This window comes from Ideonella livida, assembly GCF_010499455.1.
In the GTDB taxonomy this organism is placed as follows: Bacteria; Pseudomonadota; Gammaproteobacteria; order Burkholderiales; family Burkholderiaceae_C; genus Ideonella; species Ideonella livida.
Genome location: NZ_JAAGOH010000002.1, coordinates 42975 through 64487, shown reverse-complemented (window position 1 = coordinate 64487; position 21513 = coordinate 42975). Strand labels below are relative to the sequence as shown.

The following is a 21513-nucleotide window of genomic DNA, read 5'->3' as shown; positions in this document are numbered from 1 at the left end:
GGGCCTCCGGTGCAGGAATTACAGCGTGATCTGCGTGCCCAGCACGGCCAGGAACTGGCGGATCCAAGCGGGGTGGGCCGGCCAGGCGGGGGCGGTGACCAGCTTGCCGTCGGTCACGGCCTGGTCGACGGGGATGCCCATGTATTCGGCGCCAGCCAGCTCCACCTCCACCTGGCAGGCGGGGTAGGCCGAGACCTTGCGGCCCTTGAGCAGGCCGGTGGCGGCCAGCAGTTGGGCGCCGTGGCAGACGGCGGCCACGGGCTTGTGGGCCTGCAGGAAGTGGCGCGTCCAGTCCACCACGGTGGCGTTCATGCGCAGGTACTCGGGGGCGCGGCCGCCGGGAATCAGCAGGGCGTCATAGGCCTCGGGCCGCACCTGGGCAAAGGCGAAGTTGAGGGTGAAGCGGTGGCCGGGCTTTTCGGAGTAGGTCTGCTCGCCTTCAAAGTCATGGATGGCGGTCATGACGTAGTCGCCCGCCGCCTTGTCCGGCGCCACGGCGTGCACCGTGTGGCCCACGGCCTGCAGGGCCTGAAAGGGCACCATGGTCTCGTAGTCTTCGGCGTAGTCGCCGCACAGCATCAGGATCTTGGCCATCGTCGTCGTCTCCTTGGGCTCGGGGGAAGGCACTGAGGGGATGGCGACGATTGTTGGCAGCGGGCGGGTGGGGCGGGTAGTAGCCGGGTATGGAGGGGCCTGGGGTTTGCCCGGGGTGGGCCGGGGCCCGGCCCTGGCGGCTCAGGCCACCTGCAGGCGGGGGCCGCCCGCGGTGGCGGGGGCCACCCGGCCCACCACAGCGGCCTGGCCAAAGCCGTGCCGCGCAAAGGTGGCCAGCACCGCCTCCAGCGCCTGCGGCGTGCAGGACACCAGCAGGCCGCCACTGGTCTGCGGGTCGGTCAGCAAGGCTTGGTCGGCAGGGTCAAAGCCGGCGGGCAGGGCCACCTCGGCGCCGTAACCGGCCCAGTTGCGGCCCGAAGCGCCGGTCACCAGGCCCTGGGCGGCCAGGTCGCGCACGCCGGGCAGGCAGGGTACGGCGGCCCAGTCCAGCTGCACCTGGCAGCCCGAGCCGCGGGCCACCTCCAGCGCATGGCCGGCCAGGCCAAAGCCGGTGACATCGGTCATGGCGTGCACGCCGTCCAGGGCGGCCAGGTCGGGGCCAGGCGTGTTGAGTCGGGTGGTGGTGTCGATCATGCGGGCATAGCCCGCCTCGTCCAGGCGGCCCTTCTTAAGGGCGGCCGAGAGCACGCCCACGCCCAGCGGCTTGCCCAGCACCAGCAGGTCGCCGACTTGCGCGTCGGCATTGCGTTTGACGTGGCGGGGGGGCACCAGGCCCAGCGCGACCAAGCCGTAGATGGCCTCGACGGAATCGATGGTGTGGCCGCCGGCAATGGGGATGCCCGCGGCCTTGCAGACCGAGGCGCCGCCTTCCAGGATGCGGCCGATGGTGGCGGTGGACAGCACGTTGATGGGCATGCCCACCAGCGCCAGGGCCAGCAGGGGGCGACCGCCCATGGCGTAGACGTCGCTGATGGCGTTGGTGGCGGCGATGCGGCCAAAGTCGAAGGGGTCGTCGACGATGGGCATGAAGAAGTCGGTGGTGGCGATCAGCGCCTGCTCGTCGTTGAGCTGGTAGACGGCGGCATCGTCCGAGGTCTCGATGCCCACCAGCAGTTCACGCGGCACGGGCAGGGCGGTGGTGCCCTTGAGGATGTCGGACAGCACGCCGGGGGCGATCTTGCAGCCGCAGCCGCCGCCGTGGGAGAGGCTGGTCAGGCGGGGTTCGGCGGCCGGGGCGGCGGGGGCGGGGGTCATGCGGGGTCTCCGGGAGCGGTGTCAGGGCGCCGCGCTGGGGGGCGCGCACAGGGGTGGCCCGGCGGGGCCATGGCGGGCGAGCATAGCCGCAAGCGCCTGCCGGCGCGGGTACGATGTCGGCCCTTTGCGCCGCCCGGGCGATCTGTCCCGGCGGCTCTACCCCTGCCACCCTTTGCGCCGGCGCGCCCGCGCCCCGTCTGCCATGAACCCTCGCTTCCATGCCCCGGTCGCCCTGCGCCGCACCGTGCTGCAGTCCCTGCTGGCCCTGACGCTGGCCGTGCCGGCCACCGGTGCCCTGGCGCAGCAGGTGCTGCGCGTCACCGCCATTCCGGATGAGGCGCCGGCCGAGCTGGCCCGCAAGGCGGCACCCCTGGTCAAGTACCTGGAGACCAAGCTGGCCATGAAGGTGGAGTTCACCCCGGTGACCGACTACGCCGCGGCGGTGGAGACCCTGGTGAGCCGCAAGGTGGACCTGGCCTGGTTCGGGGGTTTCACCTTCGTGCAGGCCAGCATCCGCTCGGGCGGCAAGGTCATGCCGCTGGTGCAGCGCGAGGAGGACGAGCGCTTCCGCTCGGTCTTCATCACCACCGACCCGGCCGTTCAGGGCCTGGCCGACCTGAAGGGCCGCGACCTGAGCTTCGGCTCGCCCAGCAGCACCTCGGGCCACCTGATGCCGCGCAGCTTCTTGCTGCAGGCCGGGGTGGATCCGGACAAGGCGCTGCGCCGCGTGGCCTTCAGCGGCGCACACGACGCCACCATCGCCGCGGTGGCGGCAGGCAAGGTGCAGGCCGGGGCGCTCAACATCTCGGTGTGGGAGAAGTTCGTGGCCGACAAGAAGGTGGACACGGCCAAGGTCCGCGTCTTCTACACCACACCGGCTTACCACGACTACAACTGGACCGTGCATGCCGACATGCCGGCGGCCCTGCGCGACAAGCTCACCCAGGCCTTCCTGACGCTGAACAAGTCCACGCCCGAGGGCAAGGAGATCCTGGAGTTGCAGCGGGCCACGCGCTTTGTGCCCACCCAGGCCGAGAACTACAAGGGCATCGAGGCCGCCGCGCGCAGCGCCGGGCTGATCTGAGCCCCCTGGCTGGCGGCCCACGGGATCGCGTGCATGGAACTTGAACTGCAGTCGCTGGCGCTGCGCCACCCGGCGGCACGGCCAAACGCGGCCCCGGCCCTGGGGCCGCTGAACCTGCGCGTGGTCGCGGGCGAGCAGGTGGCGGTGATCGGTCCCTCGGGCGCGGGCAAGACCAGCCTGCTGCTGGGCCTGGGCTGCGCGCTGCGCCCGGCCCAGGGCGGGCTGCGTCTGGGCGGGCAAGACCCCTGGGCGCTGCCGCGGCCGGCGCTGCAACGCCTGCGCGGCCAGCTCTTTCTGGCACCCCAGACGCCGCCGCTGCCCCCGCGCCAGCGGGTGGTCACGGCGGTGCTGGCCGGACGCCTGCCCCAGCTGGGCCTATGGGCCAGCCTGGCCTCGCTCTTCCATCCCCGCGAACTGCCCGCGGCCCATCAGGCGCTGGCGGCGTTTGACCTGGCGGACAAGTTGTTTGAGCGTGTGGACCGCCTCTCCGGCGGTGAGCGCCAGCGTGTGGGCTTGGCCCGTGCGCTCATGGCCCCGGCCCGGTTGTGGCTGATCGACGAGCCGCTTTCCGCCCTGGACCCCACCCGGGCGCGCCAGGCGCTGGACACCCTGACCGGCCAGGCCCGCCAGCGGGGCGTGACCCTGGTGGCCAGCCTGCACCAGGTGGAACTGGCGCTGGCGCGCTTTCCACGGGTGATGGGCCTGCGACAGGGCCAGTTGGTGTTTGACCTGCCCGCCGCAGACGTGACCCCGGCGCATCTGGCTGCGCTGTACGCCCAGCATGAGCACGAGCTGCAGGCCGCGCCGCCGCTGCCTGACGGGCCGCCGGCCGCGCCCCCGCCGCCGGTGATGATGCAATGCCGATGACTGCTGCCAGCGCCTCGGCCGCCGCCCTGCCGCCCCGCCTGCGGGACCCGGCGCTGCCGCGCCGCCTGGGTGCGTGGCTGGCCGCGGTGGTGGTGCTGTGGCCACTGGCGGTGGCCTGCGAGTTCCGCCCCTGGGTGCTCTGGGAGGCGGAGAGCCTGCGTCAGACCACGCTGTTCCTGTCGGGCTTCTGGCCACCGGCGGTGGGCGGCGGCTTTCTGCGCGAGGTGGCTGTGTCCACCTGGCGCACGGTGGCCATGGCCACCGCGGGCATCACCCTGGGCCTGATGATTGCCGTGCCCGCCACCCTGGCCACGGCGCGGGTGCTGTCCATCTCGGCCCTGGCCGGGCCCATGGCGGCCGGGCCGGCCTGCCTGCGCCAGGCGCTGCGTTGGGCCCTGGTGGTCCTGCGCTCGGTGCCCGAGCTGGTCTGGGCCCTGGTCTTTGTGCGGGTGGTCGGCCTGGGGCCCACCGCCGGGGTGCTGGCCATTGCATTGACCTATGGCGGCATGCTGGGCAAGGTCTACGGTGAGATCCTGGAAAGCGCCGAGGCGCCCGTGGCCCAGGCCCTGCTGCGCAACGGCAGCGGCCGTTTGCAGGCCTTCTTCTATGGTCTGCTGCCGCAGAACGCAGGAGAGCTGCTGTCTTACACCGTCTACCGCTGGGAGTGCGCCATCCGCAGCTCGGTGGTGCTGGGCTTTGTGGGGGCCGGCGGCCTGGGCCAGCAGATGGACAGTGCCATGAAGATGTTTGCCGGTGGCGAGGTGCTCACCTTGCTGGCGGTGTTTGTGGCCCTGGTGGCCCTGGCCGACCGCGCCAGCACGGCGCTGCGCCGGGCCCTGGCCTGATTCGACGCCCGGACGGACGCCGCCATGTCTTCCTCTTCTCCCGTGCCGCCCGACCTGCCGCCGCCGCTGCTGCATGCCCGCAGCGCGGCGCTGTGGTGGGGCCTGGGCCTGCTGGCCCTGGTGGGGGCCAGTTTCTGGAGCCTGGACCTGCAGTGGGCCGCGTTCTTTGCGCCGCAGGCGCTGTCGGCCATGGGACGCTTCGTGGGCGAGTTCTTCCCGCCCGACCTCTCGGCGCCCTTTGTGGCCAAGGTGGCAGCGGCCACGCTGGAGACCCTGGCCATGTCGGCTTGGGGCACGCTGCTGGCGGCGGTGGCCGGGCTGGTGCTGGCGGTGCCGGCGGCCCGGCGGGAGACGGGGCCGGAGAGTGGCCTGGACGGCGGCCGCCCCTGGGTCCGGTGGCCCACTCGCTGGCTGCTCAATGCCCTACGGGCCGTGCCCGAGCTGGTGTGGGCGGCGCTGCTGCTCATCTCCGCCGGCCTCGGGCCCTTGGCTGGTACCTTGGCGCTGGCGGTGCACACCAGCGGCGTGCTGGGCCGCTTGTTTGCCGAGGCGCTGGAGAACGCGCCGCCGGGGCCGGCCCAGGCGCTGCGCCTGCAGGGCGTGGGCCGCTGGGTGGTGCTGGCCTACGCCACGCTGCCGCAGGTGCTGCCCCAGCTGCTGAGCTACACCCTCTACCGCTGGGAGAACAACATCCGCGCCGCGGCGGTGCTGGGTGTGGTGGGGGCGGGTGGCCTGGGCCAGCTGCTGGCCTTCCACATGGGCCTGTTCCAGATGCCACGCACCGCCACCATCGTGGGGGCCATGCTGGCCCTGGTGGCCCTGGTTGACGGCCTGAGCTACCTTTGTCGGCGGTCGATGACCCGCTGAGGCGGCGGCCCTGTGGGGTGTTCGGTGACGTGGTCAGGCCGCCCGCGGCCCCAGTCGCCAGTCCACCGGGCGCGGTGCGCCCCCACTGACATGCAGCAGGCTCTGGCGCGGCGCGCTCTCGGCCAGCAGCCGGCCCCGGCGCCACACCTGTAGCCGGGTGGCGCGCAGGCGCAGGGCCTCAACCGGGTCGCTGGCCTGCAGCAGCACCAGGCTGGCCTCGCGCCCCGGGGCCAGGCCGAAGTGGTCCAGCCCCAGCAGTCGTGCCGGCGCGGTGGTCACCGCTTCAAAGCACTGGCGCATGCCGGCCTGGCTGGTCATCTGGGCCACATGCAGGCCCATCTGCGCCACCTCCAGCATGTCGGCTGCGCCCAGGCTGTACCAGGGGTCCATCACGCAGTCGTGGCCAAAGGCCACCGTCAGGCCGGCCGCCAGCAGCTCGGGCACGCGGGTCATGCCCCGGCGCTTGGGATAGGCGTCGTGGCGGCCCTGCAAGGTGATGTTGATGAGCGGGTTGGCCACCACGCCCAGCCGGGCTTCGGCCATCAGCGGCAGGAGCTTGCTGACGTAGTAGTTGTCCATGCTGTGCATGGAGGTGAGGTGGCTGCCGGTCACGCGGCCGTGCAGGCCCAGGCGCACGGTTTCGGCCGCCAGGGTCTCCACATGGCGGCTGAGCGGGTCGTCGCTCTCGTCGCAGTGCATGTCCACACGCTTGCCTTGCTCAGCGGCCAGCTCGCAGAGCATGCGCACGCTGGCGGCGCCGTCGGCCATGGTGCGCTCAAAGTGGGGAATGCCGCCCACCACGTCCACGCCCCGGCGCAGGGCTTCTTTCAGCTGGTCCAGCGCGCCGGGGCTGCGCAGCACGCCGTCTTGCGGAAAGGCCACCAGCTGCAGGTCCAGGTAGGGCGCCACGCGGCGCTTGACCTCCAGCAGCGCATCCACCGCCAGCAGGCGCGGGTCACACACGTCCACGTGGCTGCGGATGGCCAGCAGGCCCTGGGCCATGGCCCAGTCGCAATAGGCCAGGGCGCGGTCCACCAGGGCCTCCTGGGTGAGCTGGGGCTTGAGTTCGCCCCACAGGGCGATGCCCTCCAGCAGGGTGCCGCTCTGGTTGACGCGTGGCAGGCCGTAGCTCAGTGCGGCGTCCAGGTGGAAGTGCGCGTCGACAAAGGGCGGGCTGAGCAGCTGGCCCTGGGCGTCCACCACCTGGTGGGCCGGGGCGTTGGTGGCGCTGAGGTGCGGGCCGATGTCGCAGATCAGGCCGTCTTGCACGGCCACGCCCTGGCCGGTGCGGCCATCGGGCAAGGTGGCGTGGGTGATGAGCAGGTCGAGCATGGCGGGGCTCCCGAGGGGGGCGGTGGGCACGCACGGTGGCGGGCCGGGCGCGCAGGTGACTGGGCACGCCACCTGCATGCGAGGATCATGCCGGACGGGACCCCTCTGCCGGGGTGTCGCCGCCTGTTTCCTGCCTTCGAGCGCTCACCAACATGCCTGAAACCGCCGCCATGCCCCTGTCTCCCGCCGCTGTGCAAGACGACCCCGCCCGGGCCTGCACCCATCCTGTGCTGGACGCGGCCGACCTGGGCACCCAGGCCCCGGTGGGGGTGCGGCTGCTGGAGGAGGACTGGGTGCTGTGGCGCGACGCGGCCGGCCAGGCCTGGGCGGCGCCGGACCGCTGCCCACACCGGGGCGCACGCCTGAGCCTTGGCCGGGTTGGCGACGGGGCCCTGGCCTGTCCGTACCACGGCTGGCGATTCGGGGCCGGTGGCGCCTGCGTGCTGGTGCCGGCCGTGCCGGGCTGGGTGCCGCCAGCTTCGCACGGCCTGCGTGCCGTGCCCGTGCTGGACGCCTGCGGCCTGCTGTGGCTGCGTCCGGACGGGCGACCGGCCCAGCCCCCGGCCTTTGCCGCCGAGGCGGACCTGCGGCTGCGCAAGCTCAACGTGGGGCCGTATGAGGTGGCCACCAGTGCGCCGCGCATCGTCGAGAACTTCCTGGACATGGCGCACTTCAGCTTTGTGCATGCCGGCTGGCTGGGCGATGAGGCGCATGCGGCGGTGCAGCCGCATGCGGTGAGCGTGAGCGCCGAGGCGGGGCTCTGGGCCCAGGGCTGCCAGGCCTGGCAGCCACAGAGCAACCGGCTGTCGACCGAGGGGTCCTGGGTGGCGTACGACTACCGGGTGCCGGCGCCTTTCACCGCGGTGCTGGAGAAGGCGCCCGATGCCCAGGCTGGCTATCGCGAGTCCATCGCCCTGTTCATCCAGCCCCAGGGGCAAGAGGCGTGCCGGGTGTGGTTTCGGCTGGCGGTGCCGGACTTCGAGTCCGGTGACGCACAGTTGCGCGCCTTCCAGGACACGATCTTCGCGCAGGACGCGCCGGTGCTGCTCTCGCAGCGCCCCCGGCGGCTGCCCTTGACCGAGGCCGCGCCGGTGCAGGAGGTGCACTGCGCGGCCGACCGCTCCAGTGCCGCCTACCGGCGCTACCTGCGCGCCCTGGGCTGGCGCTGGGGGGTGTGCTGAGGCGGGCGGCCCGCTCCCGCGGCATCAGTGGGTGTCGAGGTCCAGGGTGTAGGCGCCCTGCGGGTTGTTGGAGACCCAGCGGACCTCCAGCACCCAGGTCACCGGGGTGGCATTGGTATTGGTGCGGCTCAGGTACTCGTCAAAGCCCTTGGCGCGCTGGCTCTTTTGCACCAGCGCCCCGTTGGCCTTGCGGTAAAGGTAGAGCTGCTGGTTGGCCTCGTTCTGCAGGTTGAGCGTGACCTGGAGCGTGGCACCGGCGGGCACCTCGATGGCGTAGAAGTCGCTGGCACCGCTGCGGGAGACCTGGCCCGTCACCGTTTGCGGGAAGACCGCCGGCAGTGTCTGAGCCGTCGCCAGGCTGCTGTGGTCGTCGTCGGTCTCATCGGTCAGGGTGGCCAGGGCCATGCGGGCGCTGCGAGCGGCCGTGACGGCCGCCTCGGCGTCCAGCAGGCCGGCGCCGCACTGGCTGCAGGTGGCCGGGAAAGCCCTGGCGCTGGAGGTCAGCAGGTTCTTGACCTCAGCCGGCGTCAGGTTGCGGTGGGCGGCCAGCATCAGGGCGGCCACGCCGCTGACGTGCGGGGCGGCCATCGAGGTGCCCTGGTAGTACTGGTAGATGTCGTTGCCCGGGCTGGTGCTGCCATCGTTGAGCGTGGAGAGCACACCGTTGGCGATGCCGGTGGACATGTCGCCCCCGGGGGCGGCCAAGGTCACGCCGCTGCCGAAATTGGAGTAATAGGCCCGGGCACCGGTGCGTCCGGTGGCCGCCACGGCCACCACGCCGCTGCAGTTGGCCGGGAAGGCATTGGCCACATCGGTGGCGCTGTTGCCGGCCGAGACGACCACGGTGCTGCCACGGGCCACCGCCTGGGTGATGGCGGTCTGCAGCAGGCTGCTGCAGCTGCCCGAGCCGCCCAGCGACATGTTGATGACCTGGGCCGGATGCGTGTTGTCCGGCACGCCACTGACCGTGCCGCCTGAGGCCCAGGTGATGCCGGCGATGATGTCCGAGGTGTAGCCGCCGCAGGTGCCCAGCACCCGCACCGGCAGCACCTTGGCGCCATAGGCCACGCCGGCCACGCCCTCGGTGTTGCGGGTCATCGCGGCGATGGTGCCGGCCACATGCGTGCCATGCCAGGTGGAGGCCCGGGCGCTGTGGGCGTAGCCGCACTGGTTGGCGCTTACCCAGTCCCCCGGGTCCAGCGGGTCGGCGTCGCGCCCGTCGCCGTCATTGCCCACGCTCGGGGTGCTGATGAAGTCGTAGCCGGCCAGCAGGTTGCCCGCCAGGTCGGCATGGGGGCGGTAGCCGGTGTCCACCACCGCCACCACCACGCCAGCGCCCAGGCTGGTGTCCCACGCGGCGGGGGCGCGGATGCCGGCGGTGCCCTCGTGGTAGTGCCACTGGCTGGCGTAAGAGGGGTCGGTGGGGGTGTAGTGGGCCGCCACGCGCAGGTCGGGCTCGGCAGCGGTCACGGTGCCGTCGGCCTGCTTGAGCTGCAGTGCCAGGGCGCGGGCCTGCTCGGCGCTCACGCTGCGGCTGAGCTTGAGCACATGGCCGCGCTGGACCACGCCGGAGCGCAGCAGGCTCAGGTCCACGCCCATGCGGCGGGCGGCGCTGCGGGCCGTGGCCAGGCGCGCCGGCTCCAGGGCGTCGTCCGCGCCGTCGCGGTACTGCACGATCAGCCGGTCGGTGGTGGCCAGCCAGGCGTCCTGCGCCGCCTGTTCGCCGGGGGTCAACGGGGTGGCCCAGGCGGGCACGGTGGCAAGGCCGAAGGCCAGGGCGGTGGCCAGACGGGTCCAGGGCAGGGCGGGGGCTCGGTTCATGGGCAGGCTGCGAGGGTGAAGATTCGTCGACGGCGGTACGCCCTGGCCTGGGCCGAAATGGGCGCTCTGCACAGTCTGGGTTGCGCATGATGCCGCAGGCCGACTCCAAGGTGAACTTTCGTTGCGGCGCGCGGCCGCGCCAAGTTGGGGGGGCGCCGGCCGATACTTGCCGCCATCTTCCTTTCACCCGAGGTCGGCCCCATGACTGCCCCCCAAGACGCGCCCTTGAAGGCGCCCTGGTCCTTTGCCCTGCCCGAGTCGGTGCACCGCGTGCCGGCGTCGGCCCTGCCGGCTCTGATCGAGCGGCTGCCCAAGGCCGAATTGCACCTGCACATCGAGGGTTCGCTCGAGCCCGAGCTGATCTTCGCCCTGGCGCAGCGCAACGGCGTGGCGCTGCCCTACGCCAGCGTAGAGGCCTTGCGCGCGGCCTATGCCTTCACCGACCTGCAGAGCTTCCTGGACATCTACTACGCCGGCGCCAGCGTGCTGCTGCAGGAGCAGGACTTCTTCGACATGGCCTGGGCCTACCTGCTGCGGGCCCAGGCCGACCAGGTGGTGCGGGCTGAGTTGTTCTTCGACCCCCAGACGCACACCGAGCGCGGCGTGCCGTTCGAGGTGGTCATCCGTGGCCTGCACCGGGCCTGCCGCCAGGCCCAAGCGTCCCTGGGTGTGAGCGCGGACCTGATCCTGTGCTTCCTGCGCCACCTCAGCGAGGAGGAGGCCCTGGCCACCCTGCAGCAGGCGCTGCCTTACCGGGACCTGTTCATCGGCGTGGGGCTGGACAGCGCCGAGCGCGGGCACCCGCCGGAGAAGTTCGCCCGGGTGTTCGCCCAGGCACGGGCGCTGGGCCTGCATGTGGTGGCCCATGCCGGTGAGGAAGGGCCCCCGGCCTATGTGTGGAGCGCCCTGGATGTGCTGCAGGTCGAGCGCATCGACCATGGCGTGCGCAGCGTCGAGGATCCGGCCCTGATGGACCGGCTGGCCGCACAGGGCGTGCCGCTGACGGTCTGTCCCCTGTCCAACCTGAAGCTCTGCGTGGTGCGCGATCTGGCCGACCACCCGCTGCCGACCCTGCTGGCCGCCGGCCTGAAGGCCACGATCAACGCCGACGACCCGGCCTACTTCGGTGGCTACCTCAACGACAACTGGCGTGCCACCTTCGCGGCGCTGCCCCAGCTGGGACCGGCGCAGGCCTATGCGCTGGCGCGCCACAGCCTGGAGGCGACCTTTGCGCCGCCCGAGGTGCAGGCCGCCTGGGTGGCGCGGCTGGATGCGGCCTTTGAGGAGGCGGCCGCGGCGTCGGCTCCCCTCAGGCCTTGAAGAGTGCGCTCGGGGTGGTGCCCAGCTCGCGCCGCACCATGGCGCTGAAGGCGCTGGGGCTGGCGTAGCCCAGCTGGCTGGCGATGCGGTTCATCGGCTGCCCGGCGGCCGCCAGGGTCATGGCCCGGGCGATCAGGGCCTGCTGTCGCCACTGGGCAAAGCTGGTGTCCAGCTCGCTGCGGAACAGGCGGGCCAGGGTGCGTTCGCTGGCAGCGGCGTCGGCCGCCCAGGCCGCCAGGGTGCTGTGGCGGGCCGGGTCGTCCACGATGGCCTCGCACAAGGCGCGCAGGCGCTTGTCGCGCGGCATGGGCAGGCCCAGGGCCACCGGACGGGCCCGCGACAGCTCGTCGAGCAGGCTGTGCATCAGGCGATCCTGGCGGGCCTGCTCGGTCGCCGTGGGGCCCGGGCCCAGGTCGTCGCCCCGGGTGTCCAGGTTCAGGATCAAGGCGCGCAGCAGCTCAGTGACCTCCAGCACCTGGCAGACCGACCAGTCCCGGGCGGCGGGGCTGGCGCCGCCCAGGTGGGCAGGGGGGGCCTCCAGCACCGCAGCCGGTCCGCAGGCGCCCGGCCGTTGTGCCAGGTAGACGGTGAAGTACTCGCAGTCGTCCAGCATGGTCACCGCGTGCTCCACATTGGGGGGCACCCACACCGCCCGTGAGGGCGGCGCCAGAAAGGTGCCCTGCGCCGCCGTGAGTCGGGTCACGCCGCTGCTGGAATAGGCCAGCTGGGCCCAGGGGTGCTGGTGCGGCACCACCCGGGTGTCGGCGGCGTGGCTCAGTCGCTTGCACCGCACCGGCCGCTGTGCGGTGGGCGCGAACAGGTGCGGGGTGGCTGGTGGTACCTCACGCGGACTTGGCATGATCTCGATAGAAGTTGACGGTCTGTCGCCAGTCTGCCGCAACCCGGCGGTGCCGTCCTTGCCTACGATGCCTGCATGGCTCAATCACCCCAAGCACTTGCCGGCGCCACACCGCCGCCCCTGGGGCAGGATGCCCGCACCATCGGCCTGGTGGGTCTGGCGCACGGCTCCTCCCATTTCTTCCATCTGCTGCTGCCACCGCTGTTTCCTGCGCTGATCGCCGAGTTCGGCTTCAGCTACTCGCAGCTGGGCCTGCTGGTGACGGTGTTCTTCATCATCTCCGGCGTGGGTCAGGCGCTGTCGGGCTTTCTGGTGGACAAGGTCGGGGCCCGGCCGGTGCTGTTTGCCGCCCTCTCGGCCTTTGTGGCGGCGGGCCTGTGCGCGGCCACTGCCACGGGCTATGGCGGCTTGCTGGCCGCCGCGGCGCTGGCGGGCCTGGGCAACGCCCCCTTCCATCCGGTCGACTTCACTATCCTGAACAAGCGCGTCAGCCAGAAGCGTCTGGGCCATGCCTTCTCGGTGCACGGCATCAGCGGCAACCTGGGTTGGGCGCTGGCCCCGGTCTTTCATCTGGGGCTGCTGGCCTGGGGTGGCGACTGGCGTACCGGCCCGGCCGGGGCGGCGCTGCTGGCCGCGGCGGTGCTGGCCATCATGGTGTGGCAGCGGGCGGCGCTGGATGACCGTGCCGGTGCGACCGTCGCGGCCAAGGCAGCCGGCCTGCCTGAGGAGCATCCCATGGCCTTTCTCAAGTTGCCGTCGGTCTGGCTGTGCTTCTCCTTCTTTTTCTGGACCACCGCGGCGCTGAGCGCGGTGCAGAGCTTTGCCAGCCCGGCCTTGCAGCAACTCTATGGCCTGCCGCTGGCGGCCACCGCCTATGTGGTCAGCGGCTACATGCTGTGCGGGGCGCTGGGCATGGTGGCCGGGGGCTTTCTGGCCGCCCGGGCCGCGCGGCTGGAGAAGGTGATCGGCGGTTCCATGCTCCTGTCGGCCGCCCTGCTGGCGCTGCCGGGCACCGGCTGGCTGCCCGGGGGCCTGGGGGCCGTGCTGGTGGCCCTGGCGGGCGTGGGCACCGGGCTGGCCGGGCCTTCGCGTGACATGCTCATCAAGCGTGCTGCGCCGCCGGGCGCCACCGGGCGGGTCTATGGCACGGTCTACTCGGGCCTGGACACCGGCTTTGCCCTGGCCGCGCCGGTCTTTGGCTGGCTGCTGGACCACGGGCATCCGGCCGGGGTGTTCTGGGGCGCCGCGCTGGCCATGCTGCTGGGCGTGGTCTCGGCCACCGTGGTGGGCGCCGGTGTGGCGCGGCGCGCGGCGCTCAAGCCGGGGGCCGCCGTGGCGGCCTGATGCGGTCCGGCGCGGCGCGCAGTGCCTCCGCACTCTCGCGCACCACGGCGTGCAAGGCCGCGGCCACTGCCAAGACCAGCAGGCTGCCCAGGCCCCAGGCCGTCCAGAGCAGCCCTTGCAGCAGCCCGCGCCAGTCGCCCAGCACCGCCAGCGCCAGTTGGGTGCCGGCCAGCCCCAGGGCCAGCAGGCTGCGCCAGCCGGGCAGCCAAGGGTCCAGGCGCTCGACCCAGGGCCATTGCGCCAGCAGGGCCTCGGCGTCAGGCACCTGGCTGGCGGTGAGCCCGAGCAGGGCGTGTCCCAGGGCGGCCAGACCCGTCCAGGCCGCCAGCGTCAACAGGGTGAGGGTCCAGAGCAGCGCACGCATGCCGGCAGCTTAACCAGGGTCGGCGCCCCGGGCACGAGAGCGCTCGCGCTGCCCCGGGCCGCCAGGGGCCAAGCCCAGTGGCCCCACGTGCGGCACGTCTGAGCGACAATCCCGCCCCCGCCGCCTTCGCGTGCCCCCGCAGGCGGCGTGTCTCACCTGTCATTGCGGGCCATGTCGAGGACAACCATGTCAAAAAACCTCAGCCGGACGCGCATGCTGCGCGCTGCCGCCGCTGTCTGCCTCTCCACCCTGTCCGGCCTGTTGGCCGTGCCCGCCGCCGTGCAGGCCCAGGCCGTCGCCCCGGCACCGCTCAAGGTCGCCTTCGTCTATGTCAGTCCGGTGGGGCAGGCCGGCTGGACTTTCCAGCACGACCAGGGCCGTCAGGCCATGGAGCAGGCCCTGGGCAGCAAGGTGCGCACCACGGTGGTCGAGGCGGTGGCCGAAGGGGCTGACAGCGAGCGCGTGATGCGCGATCTGGCGGCGCAGGGCCATCAGCTGATCTTCGCCACCAGCTTCGGCTACCTGGAGCCGGCCCTGCGCGTGGCCGCCGACCATCCGAGCGTCAAGATCGAACACGCCGGTGGTTACAAGACCGCCGCCAACCTCAACACCTACAACGCCCGCTACTACGAGGCGCGCTACCTGGCCGGCATGCTGGCTGGCTACAGCAGCCAGAGCGGTGTGGCCGGCTATGTGGCGGGCTTCCCGGTGCCCGAGGTGGTCCAGGGCGTGAACGCCTTCACCCTGGGCATGCGGGCGGTCAACCCCAAGGCCGAGGTCAAGGTGGTCTGGCTCAATGCCTGGTTCGATCCGCCCCGCGAGCGTGATGCCGCGCTGAGCCTGATCGCCCAGGGGGCCGACGTGCTGACCAACCACAGCGGTTCACCGGCCGTGCCGCAGACGGCCGAGGAGAAAGGCGTCAAGCTGGTGGCCTACCAGAGCGACATGGCCCGCTTTGCCCCCCGGGCGCAGCTGGCGGCGGTGACCCACCACTGGGGCGGCTACTACACGCAGGTGGCCCAATCGGTGCTGGCCGGTCGTTGGGCGGCCAAGCCGGTCTGGGGCGGCATGAAGGACGGCCTGGTGCGCCTGACCGCGCTCAGCCCCACGCTGCCGGCGACCACCGTCAAGGCCCTGCAGGAGCGCGAGCAGGCCATCAAGGCCGGCCGCTTCCACCCCTTCAGCGGGCCGCTCAAGGACAACCAGGGCCAGCTGCGCCTGAGCCAGGGGGTGCTGCCGGACCCGCAGATCGCCCAGATGGACTGGCTGGTGGAGGGCGTGGGCGGCAAGCTGCCCGGCCGCTGAGACCTGTGGCGCGCGCCGGCGGTGCCGGGCGCGCCCCGCAGCCTCCTAGAATCTGCACGCCCTGGCCGCCCTGGCGGCGCCGGGGCGTTTTCAATTTCCCCCCTGCAACCGACACAGCCCCCACACCGCCATGCCCGTGAACCTGCAAGCCCCCCGTCCCGAGAATCTGGCCCCCGTGGCCGGTGTCACCCTGGGCATCGCCGAGGCCGGGGTGCGCAAGGCCAACCGCAAGGACCTGGTGGTGGTGTCGCTGGCGGCGGGCTCCACCGTGGCGGGCGTCTTCACCCAGAACCGCTACTGCGCCGCACCCGTCCAGGTCTGCCGTGAGCACCTGGCGGCCTCGTCGGCCATCCGCGCCATCGTGGTCAACACCGGCAACGCGAATGCCGGCACCGGGGCCGATGGCCTGGCCCGCGCCCGCCGTACCTGCGCCACCCTGGCGGCGATGATGGACCTGCAGCCCGGACAGGTGCTGCCGTTCTCCACCGGCGTGATCATGGAGACCCTGCCCGTCGAGCGCATCGAGGCCGGTATGCCCGCGGCACTGGCCGACCTCGCGCCCACCCACTGGGGGCGCGCCGCCGAGGGCATCATGACCACCGACACCCTGCCCAAGGCCGCCTCGCGCCAGGTGCAGATCGGTGGCAAGACCGTGACCATCACCGGCATCTCCAAGGGGGCGGGCATGATCCGGCCCAACATGGCCACCATGCTGGGCTTTGTGGCCACCGATGCCGTCATCGCCCCCGAGTTGGTGCAGCCGCTGGTCAAGGCCGCGGCCGACGCGTCCTTCAACCGCATCACCATCGACGGTGACACCTCCACCAACGACAGCTTCCTGCTGATCGCCACCCACCAGGCCGGCCACGCGCCCATCACGGCGCTGGACAGCGCCGACGGCGCAGCCCTGCAGGAGGCGGTGCTGGCCGTCTCGCGCGAACTGGCCCAGGCCATCGTGCGTGATGGTGAGGGTGCCACCAAGTTCATCAGCGTGCAGATTGACGGCGGCCGCACCGAGGACGAGTGCAAGCTGGCGGCCTACGCCATTGCCCACTCGCCGCTGGTCAAGACGGCGTTCTTCGCCTCCGACCCCAACCTGGGCCGCATCCTGGCCGCTGTGGGTTACGCCGGCATTGGCGACCTGGACCAGAACCTGATCGAGATGCACCTGGACGATGTGCACGTGGTCACCCAGGGTGGGCGCCACCCGGCCTACCGCGAGGAAGACGGCCAGCGCGTGATGAAGCAAGCCGAGATCACCGTGCGGGTGAACCTGGGCCGTGGCGCTGCCAGTGCCACCGTCTGGACCTGTGACCTCTCGCACGACTACGTCAGCATCAACGCCGACTACCGCAGCTGAGCGGGAAGGGACCTGCTGTCCTGGCGGCTTTCCGGGCTGCGCACGGTGCGGGGAACGCCGGTCCGGGCTGACGTGCCGCTCCAGGTGCCGCCTGCGCTGGCTGACGCTAACCGGTGAGTTGGGGGCCGTCCTTGGTGATTGCCGTCAGCGGATGCCTCAGTGTCCCGGCGTCGTCCGTGGATCGCGCCTGGGATCGAAGGTGCGCACCGCGTCGCTGATCAAGCCGTCGATGCCCAGCGCCACCAGGCGCCGGGCTTCCTCGGGCTCGTTGACGGTGTAGACCAGGGCCCGCATGCCGGCTGCGCGCAATTGGGCCCGCAGTGTGGGCTGCATCAGCCGGTGGTGGGTGACCACCGCCACGCAGCCCAGCGATTCGGCCGTGCGCAGCCAGCCGGGTCTCAGGGTCTCCAGCAGCAGGGCCCGGGGCAGGTCCGGTGCCGCGGCCCGGGCGGCGGCCAGGGCCTGGGGTTCGAAGCTGCTGAGCAGCGGTGGGGTGCGGCCCGCCCACAGCCGGGCGACCGTGGTGGCCACCACCGTGCCGGTGCGCTCGGCCTGGCCCGGTACCGGCTTGAGCTCCAGGTTCAGCAGGAGGTCCTGAGGCAGCAGCCAGGCGGCCAGATCCTCCAGGTTGGCGGGGGGCTCGCCGGCGAAGGCCGGGCTGTGCCAGCTGCCAGCGTCCAGCCGGGACAAGCTGGACCAGTCCAGCACGCCGCAGGGGCCCTGGCGGTTGGTGGTACGGTCCAGGGTGCTGTCGTGCATCAGGAAAGGTACGCCGTCGGCCGAGAGCTTGACATCGCACTCGAAGGCCCGCCAACCCAGGGCTGCGCCGACCCGGAAGGCGCCCAGGGTGTTTTCCGGCGCCTCCAGACCCGCCCCCCGGTGGGCAATCCAGAAGGGGTAGGGCCAGGCGGGCAGGGGGGGCAGCTCGTGCAGGGACATGGGGGGCCATTGTGGTGCCTGCCCATCGAGCAACCCCGCGCCGCCTGGGGAGGAAGGGGGGTGCGATAAACTCGCGCCCCGCGTGGAAACCCGGTTTCCGCCGGATCTTCGCCACCTCCGTGACACGCTGACCGCGGCGGACTGGGCCGCCGGTGGCCCGATCCGCCGGCCAGCCCAGGCCGATGAACGCACCCCACCACCCGACCCTGACCGCCGATGCCGAGCTGCACGGCGCCGCGCCCCGTCTGCGTGAGATTCCGTACAACTACACCTCGCTGTCCGACCGCGAGATCGTCTGTCGGCTGCTGGGCGATCGCGCCTGGGAGGTGCTGGGCCGTCTGCGCGAGGAGCGCCGTACCGGGCGCTCTGCCCGCATGCTCTACGAGGTCCTTGGCGACATCTGGGTGGTCCAGCGCAACCCGTACCTGGAAGACGATCTGCTGGACAACCCGAAGCGTCGGGGCCTGCTGATCGACGCCTTGCACCACCGCCTGGCCGAGGTAGAGAAGCGCCGCAAGCCGCAGGATGACGCGGTGCGCGACGCCTACGTGGGCGAGCTGCTGGCCATGGCCCGTGCGGCGGTGGAGCGCTTCGCGCGCCGTTTCGACGAGGTGGACCTGCTGCGCCAACGCTGCCGGCGCCTGCTGGGCCGCCACACCGCCAAGGACAACATCAAGTTCGATGGCCTGAGCCGCGTCTCGCACGTGACCGACGCCACCGACTGGCGGGTGGAGATGCCCTTTGTGGTGCTCACCCCCGACACCGAGGCCGAGATGGCCGGCCTGGTGGCCGCTTGCGTCGAGTTGGGCCTGACCATCATCCCGCGCGGGGGTGGCACCGGCTACACGGGTGCGGCCGTGCCCCTGACCTGGAAGAGCGCGGTCATCAACACCGAGAAGCTCGAGCAGATGACCGAGGTCGAGCTGGTCGACCTGCCCGGCCTGGCCCAGAAAGTGCCCACCGTGTGGACCGGCGCTGGCGTGGTGACGCAGCGCGTGGCCGACGCCGCCGAGCGCTCGGGTTATGTGTTTGCGGTGGACCCGACCTCGGCCGAGGCCTCCTGCGTGGGCGGCAACATCGCCATGAACGCCGGGGGCAAGAAGGCCGTGCTCTGGGGCACGGCGCTGGACAACCTGGCCAGCTGGCGCATGGTCACGCCCGAGGCCAAATGGCTGGAGGTCACCCGTCTGGACCACAACCTGGGCAAGATCCACGACGTGGCGGCAGCCCGCTTTGAGCTGAAGTACTTCGACGCCAGCGGCAAGGTGCTGGAGCGTACCGAGATCCTGGAGATCCCGGGCCGCGTCTTCCGCAAGGAGGGCCTGGGCAAGGACGTCACCGACAAGTTCTTGGCCGGGCTGCCCGGCGTGCAGAAGGAAGGCTGCGACGGCCTGATCACCAGCGCGCGCTGGGTGGTGCACCGCATGCCGGCGCACACCCGCACCGTCTGCCTGGAGTTCTTCGGCAACCCCAAGGACTGCGTGCCCTCGATCGTTGAGATCAAGGACTTCATGTTCCAGGAAATGAAGCAGCCCGGCGGCGCCATCCTGGCCGGCCTGGAGCATCTGGACGACCGCTACCTCAAGGCGGTGGGCTACACCACCAAGAGCAAGCGCGGCGGCTTTCCGAAGATGGTGCTGATCGGTGACATCGTGGGCGACGACGCCGACCGCGTAGCCCGCGCCACCAGCGAGGTCATCCGCCTGGCCAACGGCCGCTCCGGCGAGGGCTTCGTGGCCGTGTCCGCCGAGGCCCGCAAGAAGTTCTGGCTCGACCGCAAACGTACGGCGGCCATCTCCAAGCACACCAACGCCTTCAAGGTGAACGAGGACGTGGTGATCCCGCTGGAGCGCATGGGCGAGTACACCCTGGGCATCGAGCGCATCAACATCGAGCTGTCGCTGCGCAACAAGATCGCCCTGGCCGACCGGCTGGAGGCCTTCTTCAGCCAGGACGAGCTGCCCCTGGGCAAGACCGACGAGGCCGCTGAGCTGCCCAGCGCCGAGTTGCTGGAAGACCGCGTGCAGCAGGCGCTGACGCTGATCCGGGAGGTGCGGGCGCAGTGGCAGCACTGGAGGGGCCACCTTGATGCGGTGCAGCCTGGCGAAACCCGATCCTTCTTTGATCAGCTGCAGGACCACAGCCTGCGCGCGAGCTGGCGCACCCAGATCCTGCGTCCGCTGCAGGGCCTGTTCGCCGGCGCGGCCTTTGCCCCGCTGATCGACGAGTGCCGCCGCCTGCACAAGGAAGTGCTGCGCGGCCGCGTGTGGGTGGCGCTGCACATGCATGCCGGTGACGGCAATGTGCACACCAACATCCCGGTCAACAGCGACAACTACGAGATGCTGCAGACCGCCCACGAGGCGGTGGCCCGCATCATGGTGCTGGCGCGCAGCCTGGGTGGGGTGATCTCGGGCGAGCACGGCATCGGCATCACCAAGCTGGAGTTCCTGAGCGACGACGAGCTGGCCAACTTTGCCGCCTACAAGGCCAAGGTGGATCCGGAAGGCCGCTTCAACAAGGGCAAGCTGCTGCGCGGTGAGGCCCTGAAGAAGCTGGGCGAGGACGTGCACCTGGCCGACCTGAGCCATGCCTACACGCCCAGCTTCGGGCTGATGACGCATGAGTCGCTGATCATGCAGCAGAGCGACATTGGCGACATCGCCAAGTCGGTCAAGGACTGCCTGCGTTGCGGCAAGTGCAAGCCGGTGTGCTCCACCCACGTGCCGCGCGCCAACCTGCTGTACAGCCCGCGCAACAAGATCCTGGCCACCTCGCTGCTGGTGGAGGCCTTCCTCTACGAGGAGCAGACCCGCCGCGGCGTGTCGCTGGCCCATTGGGAGGAATTCGAGGACGTGGCCGACCACTGCACGGTCTGCCACAAGTGTTTCACGCCCTGCCCGGTCAAGATCGACTTTGGCGACGTGACCATGAACATGCGCAACCTGCTGCGCAAGATGGGCAAGAAGAGCTTCCGTCCGGGCAACGCCGCGGCCATGCTCATGCTCAACGCCACCAACCCTGAAACCATCAAGTTGGCCCGTTCGGCGATGGTGGGGGTGGGCATGAAGGCCCAGCGCCTGGCGCATGACGTGCTCAAGCTCGCCGCGCGCAAGCAGACCAGCGCACCGCCGGCCACGGTGGGGGCAGCTCCGCTGAAGGAGCAGGTGATCCACTTCATCAACAAGAAGATGCCGGGCGGCCTGCCCAAGCGCACCGCGCGCGCGCTGCTGGACATTGAGGACAAGGACTACGTCCCCATCATCCGCAACCCGCAGGCCACCACCACCGACAGCGAGGCGGTGTTCTATTTCCCGGGCTGCGGCTCGGAGCGCCTGTTCAGCCAGGTGGGCCTGGCCACCCAGGCCATGCTCTGGCAGGCGGGCGTGCAGACCGTGCTGCCGCCGGGCTACCTGTGCTGTGGCTACCCGCAGCGTGGCTCGGGCCAGTTCGACAAGGCCGAGAAGATCATCACCGACAACCGGGTGCTGTTCCACCGTGTGGCCAACACGCTGAACTACCTGGACATCAAGACGGTGGTGGTGAGCTGCGGCACCTGCTATGACCAGTTGCAGGGCTACAAGTTCGAGGAGATCTTCCCCGGCTGCCGCATCGTCGACATCCACGAGTTCCTGCTGGAAAAGGGCATCACGCTTGACGGCTCCAAGGGTGGCTTCCTGTACCACGAGCCCTGCCACAGCCCCATGAAGCAGCAGGACTCGCTCAAAACCGTCAAGGCCCTGGTCGGTCCGGGCGTGGTCAAGAGCGACCGCTGCTGTGGCGAGTCGGGCACGCTGGGCGTGACCCGACCGGACATCTCCACCCAGGTCCGCTTCCGCAAGGAGGAGGAGATCCGCAAGGCCGAGGCGCAGCTGCGCGCCAGCGGCGCCGTGGGCGCCCAGGACGACCTGAAGATCCTCACCAGCTGCCCCAGCTGCCTGCAGGGCCTGTCGCGCTACGGTGACGACCTGGCCAACGGCCTGCTGGAAGCCGACTATGTGGTGGTCGAGATGGCCCGCCAACTGCTGGGGGCCAGCTGGATGGAGGACTATGTCGCCCGTGCCAATGCCGGCGGCATTGAGCGCGTGCTGGTCTGATCGACGCCTGGGCCGCTCCCCCGGACTTGCCCGATCGCGGGGCAAGTCCGGGGGGCGGTACCGGCGTTGATGCTTTTGGTTACAAGTTTTCGCCGTGTACCTTGTTTGTGGTACAAAAT

The 21513-nt window shown here is 71.2% G+C and carries 17 protein-coding genes; 10 read left to right on the top strand and 7 right to left on the bottom strand.

Annotation, left to right across the window (positions count from 1 at the left end; genetic code table 11):
* Nucleotides 1–18 precede the first annotated feature (18 nt).
* Nucleotides 19–594, bottom strand: a complete 576-nt coding sequence (locus G3A44_RS02260) for a DJ-1/PfpI family protein (protein WP_163455877.1) — start codon at nucleotides 592–594, stop codon at nucleotides 19–21.
* Between the two features lie 141 nt (nucleotides 595–735).
* On the bottom strand, nucleotides 736–1809 hold the full coding sequence (gene selD / locus G3A44_RS02255; RefSeq protein WP_163455876.1) for a selenide, water dikinase SelD: 1074 nt from the start codon (nucleotides 1807–1809) through the stop codon (nucleotides 736–738).
* Between the two features lie 202 nt (nucleotides 1810–2011).
* Between selD and G3A44_RS02250 the strand changes: the two genes are divergently transcribed.
* From G3A44_RS02250 to phnE, 4 genes are read left to right on the top strand one after another with little or no spacing between them, the layout of a single operon-like run.
* Nucleotides 2012–2893: a putative selenate ABC transporter substrate-binding protein gene (locus tag G3A44_RS02250; protein WP_163455875.1), complete on the top strand. Its 882-nt coding sequence runs from the start codon at nucleotides 2012–2014 to the stop codon at nucleotides 2891–2893.
* A gap of 33 nt (nucleotides 2894–2926) precedes the next feature.
* A complete protein-coding gene (locus G3A44_RS02245; RefSeq protein ID WP_163455874.1) occupies nucleotides 2927–3760 on the top strand; it encodes a phosphonate ABC transporter ATP-binding protein in 834 nt (277 codons plus the stop codon).
* Nucleotides 3757–4605, top strand: a complete 849-nt coding sequence (locus tag G3A44_RS02240) for a PhnE/PtxC family ABC transporter permease (protein WP_163456076.1) — start codon at nucleotides 3757–3759, stop codon at nucleotides 4603–4605. Before G3A44_RS02245 ends, G3A44_RS02240 begins: the two co-directional genes overlap by 4 nt.
* Nucleotides 4606–4629: 24 nt before the next feature.
* The gene (gene phnE / locus G3A44_RS02235) at nucleotides 4630–5472 is read left to right on the top strand and encodes a phosphonate ABC transporter, permease protein PhnE (RefSeq protein ID WP_163455873.1); all 843 of its coding nucleotides are present in this window, start codon (nucleotides 4630–4632) and stop codon (nucleotides 5470–5472) included.
* A 33-nt stretch (nucleotides 5473–5505) separates the two neighbouring features.
* Here the strand turns inward: phnE and G3A44_RS02230 are convergent, their stop codons facing one another.
* Entirely contained in the window at nucleotides 5506–6804 is a 1299-nt protein-coding gene (locus tag G3A44_RS02230) for an amidohydrolase family protein (RefSeq protein WP_163455872.1), read from the bottom strand.
* A 170-nt stretch (nucleotides 6805–6974) separates the two neighbouring features.
* Between G3A44_RS02230 and G3A44_RS02225 the strand changes: the two genes are divergently transcribed.
* A complete protein-coding gene (locus G3A44_RS02225; RefSeq protein ID WP_163455871.1) occupies nucleotides 6975–7985 on the top strand; it encodes a Rieske 2Fe-2S domain-containing protein in 1011 nt (336 codons plus the stop codon).
* A 24-nt stretch (nucleotides 7986–8009) separates the two neighbouring features.
* Here the strand turns inward: G3A44_RS02225 and G3A44_RS02220 are convergent, their stop codons facing one another.
* Nucleotides 8010–9806: a S8 family peptidase gene (locus G3A44_RS02220; protein ID WP_203561262.1), complete on the bottom strand. Its 1797-nt coding sequence runs from the start codon at nucleotides 9804–9806 to the stop codon at nucleotides 8010–8012.
* 201 nt (nucleotides 9807–10007) lie between these two features.
* Between G3A44_RS02220 and G3A44_RS02215 the strand changes: the two genes are divergently transcribed.
* Complete coding sequence (locus tag G3A44_RS02215; protein WP_163455870.1) at nucleotides 10008–11126, top strand: adenosine deaminase; 1119 nt, start codon at nucleotides 10008–10010, stop codon at nucleotides 11124–11126.
* On the opposite strand, the gene G3A44_RS02210 is transcribed toward G3A44_RS02215, so the two are convergent.
* Nucleotides 11116–11985, bottom strand: a complete 870-nt coding sequence (locus G3A44_RS02210) for an AraC family transcriptional regulator (RefSeq protein WP_163455869.1) — start codon at nucleotides 11983–11985, stop codon at nucleotides 11116–11118. The genes G3A44_RS02215 and G3A44_RS02210 overlap by 11 nt on opposite strands.
* A gap of 75 nt (nucleotides 11986–12060) precedes the next feature.
* Between G3A44_RS02210 and G3A44_RS02205 the strand changes: the two genes are divergently transcribed.
* Nucleotides 12061–13329 (top strand): MFS transporter, encoded by a 1269-nt coding sequence (locus G3A44_RS02205; RefSeq protein WP_163455868.1) that lies wholly within the window; start codon nucleotides 12061–12063, stop codon nucleotides 13327–13329.
* Here G3A44_RS02205 and G3A44_RS02200 read toward each other — a convergent pair.
* A complete protein-coding gene (locus tag G3A44_RS02200) occupies nucleotides 13301–13693 on the bottom strand; it encodes a hypothetical protein (protein WP_163455867.1) in 393 nt (130 codons plus the stop codon). The two genes, G3A44_RS02205 and G3A44_RS02200, sit on opposite strands and share 29 nt — an antisense overlap.
* 186 nt (nucleotides 13694–13879) lie before the next feature.
* Here G3A44_RS02200 and G3A44_RS02195 point away from each other — a divergent pair, with 186 nt between their 5' ends.
* Together G3A44_RS02195 and argJ are read left to right on the top strand one after the other, a co-directional pair.
* A complete protein-coding gene (locus G3A44_RS02195) occupies nucleotides 13880–14998 on the top strand; it encodes a BMP family ABC transporter substrate-binding protein (RefSeq protein ID WP_163455866.1) in 1119 nt (372 codons plus the stop codon).
* A gap of 130 nt (nucleotides 14999–15128) precedes the next feature.
* The gene (argJ, locus tag G3A44_RS02190) at nucleotides 15129–16358 is read left to right on the top strand and encodes a bifunctional glutamate N-acetyltransferase/amino-acid acetyltransferase ArgJ (RefSeq protein ID WP_163455865.1); all 1230 of its coding nucleotides are present in this window, start codon (nucleotides 15129–15131) and stop codon (nucleotides 16356–16358) included.
* A gap of 156 nt (nucleotides 16359–16514) precedes the next feature.
* Here the strand turns inward: argJ and ugpQ are convergent, their stop codons facing one another.
* Nucleotides 16515–17297 carry a glycerophosphodiester phosphodiesterase gene (gene ugpQ, locus G3A44_RS02185; protein WP_163455864.1) on the bottom strand — a complete coding sequence of 261 codons (783 nt, stop codon included), beginning with the start codon at nucleotides 17295–17297 and terminating at the stop codon, nucleotides 16515–16517.
* Nucleotides 17298–17479: 182 nt separating this feature from the next.
* Here ugpQ and G3A44_RS02180 point away from each other — a divergent pair, with 182 nt between their 5' ends.
* Nucleotides 17480–21394, top strand: coding sequence for a DUF3683 domain-containing protein (locus tag G3A44_RS02180; protein ID WP_163455863.1), 3915 nt, complete (start codon nucleotides 17480–17482; stop codon nucleotides 21392–21394).
* Nucleotides 21395–21513: the final 119 nt, after the last annotated feature.

Coding starts and splice junctions, on each gene's coding strand:
- G3A44_RS02260 (WP_163455877.1), bottom strand. CDS start 594: ATGGCCAAGATCCTGATGCTGTGCGGCGACTACGCCGAAGACTACGAG.
- selD (WP_163455876.1), bottom strand. CDS start 1,809: ATGACCCCCGCCCCCGCCGCCCCGGCCGCCGAACCCCGCCTGACCAGC.
- G3A44_RS02250 (WP_163455875.1), top strand. CDS start 2,012: ATGAACCCTCGCTTCCATGCCCCGGTCGCCCTGCGCCGCACCGTGCTG.
- G3A44_RS02245 (WP_163455874.1), top strand. CDS start 2,927: ATGGAACTTGAACTGCAGTCGCTGGCGCTGCGCCACCCGGCGGCACGG.
- G3A44_RS02240 (WP_163456076.1), top strand. CDS start 3,757: ATGACTGCTGCCAGCGCCTCGGCCGCCGCCCTGCCGCCCCGCCTGCGG.
- phnE (WP_163455873.1), top strand. CDS start 4,630: ATGTCTTCCTCTTCTCCCGTGCCGCCCGACCTGCCGCCGCCGCTGCTG.
- G3A44_RS02230 (WP_163455872.1), bottom strand. CDS start 6,804: ATGCTCGACCTGCTCATCACCCACGCCACCTTGCCCGATGGCCGCACC.
- G3A44_RS02225 (WP_163455871.1), top strand. CDS start 6,975: ATGCCCCTGTCTCCCGCCGCTGTGCAAGACGACCCCGCCCGGGCCTGC.
- G3A44_RS02220 (WP_203561262.1), bottom strand. CDS start 9,806: ATGAACCGAGCCCCCGCCCTGCCCTGGACCCGTCTGGCCACCGCCCTG.
- G3A44_RS02215 (WP_163455870.1), top strand. CDS start 10,008: ATGACTGCCCCCCAAGACGCGCCCTTGAAGGCGCCCTGGTCCTTTGCC.
- G3A44_RS02210 (WP_163455869.1), bottom strand. CDS start 11,985: ATGCCAAGTCCGCGTGAGGTACCACCAGCCACCCCGCACCTGTTCGCG.
- G3A44_RS02205 (WP_163455868.1), top strand. CDS start 12,061: ATGGCTCAATCACCCCAAGCACTTGCCGGCGCCACACCGCCGCCCCTG.
- G3A44_RS02200 (WP_163455867.1), bottom strand. CDS start 13,693: ATGCGTGCGCTGCTCTGGACCCTCACCCTGTTGACGCTGGCGGCCTGG.
- G3A44_RS02195 (WP_163455866.1), top strand. CDS start 13,880: ATGTCAAAAAACCTCAGCCGGACGCGCATGCTGCGCGCTGCCGCCGCT.
- argJ (WP_163455865.1), top strand. CDS start 15,129: ATGCCCGTGAACCTGCAAGCCCCCCGTCCCGAGAATCTGGCCCCCGTG.
- ugpQ (WP_163455864.1), bottom strand. CDS start 17,297: ATGTCCCTGCACGAGCTGCCCCCCCTGCCCGCCTGGCCCTACCCCTTC.
- G3A44_RS02180 (WP_163455863.1), top strand. CDS start 17,480: ATGAACGCACCCCACCACCCGACCCTGACCGCCGATGCCGAGCTGCAC.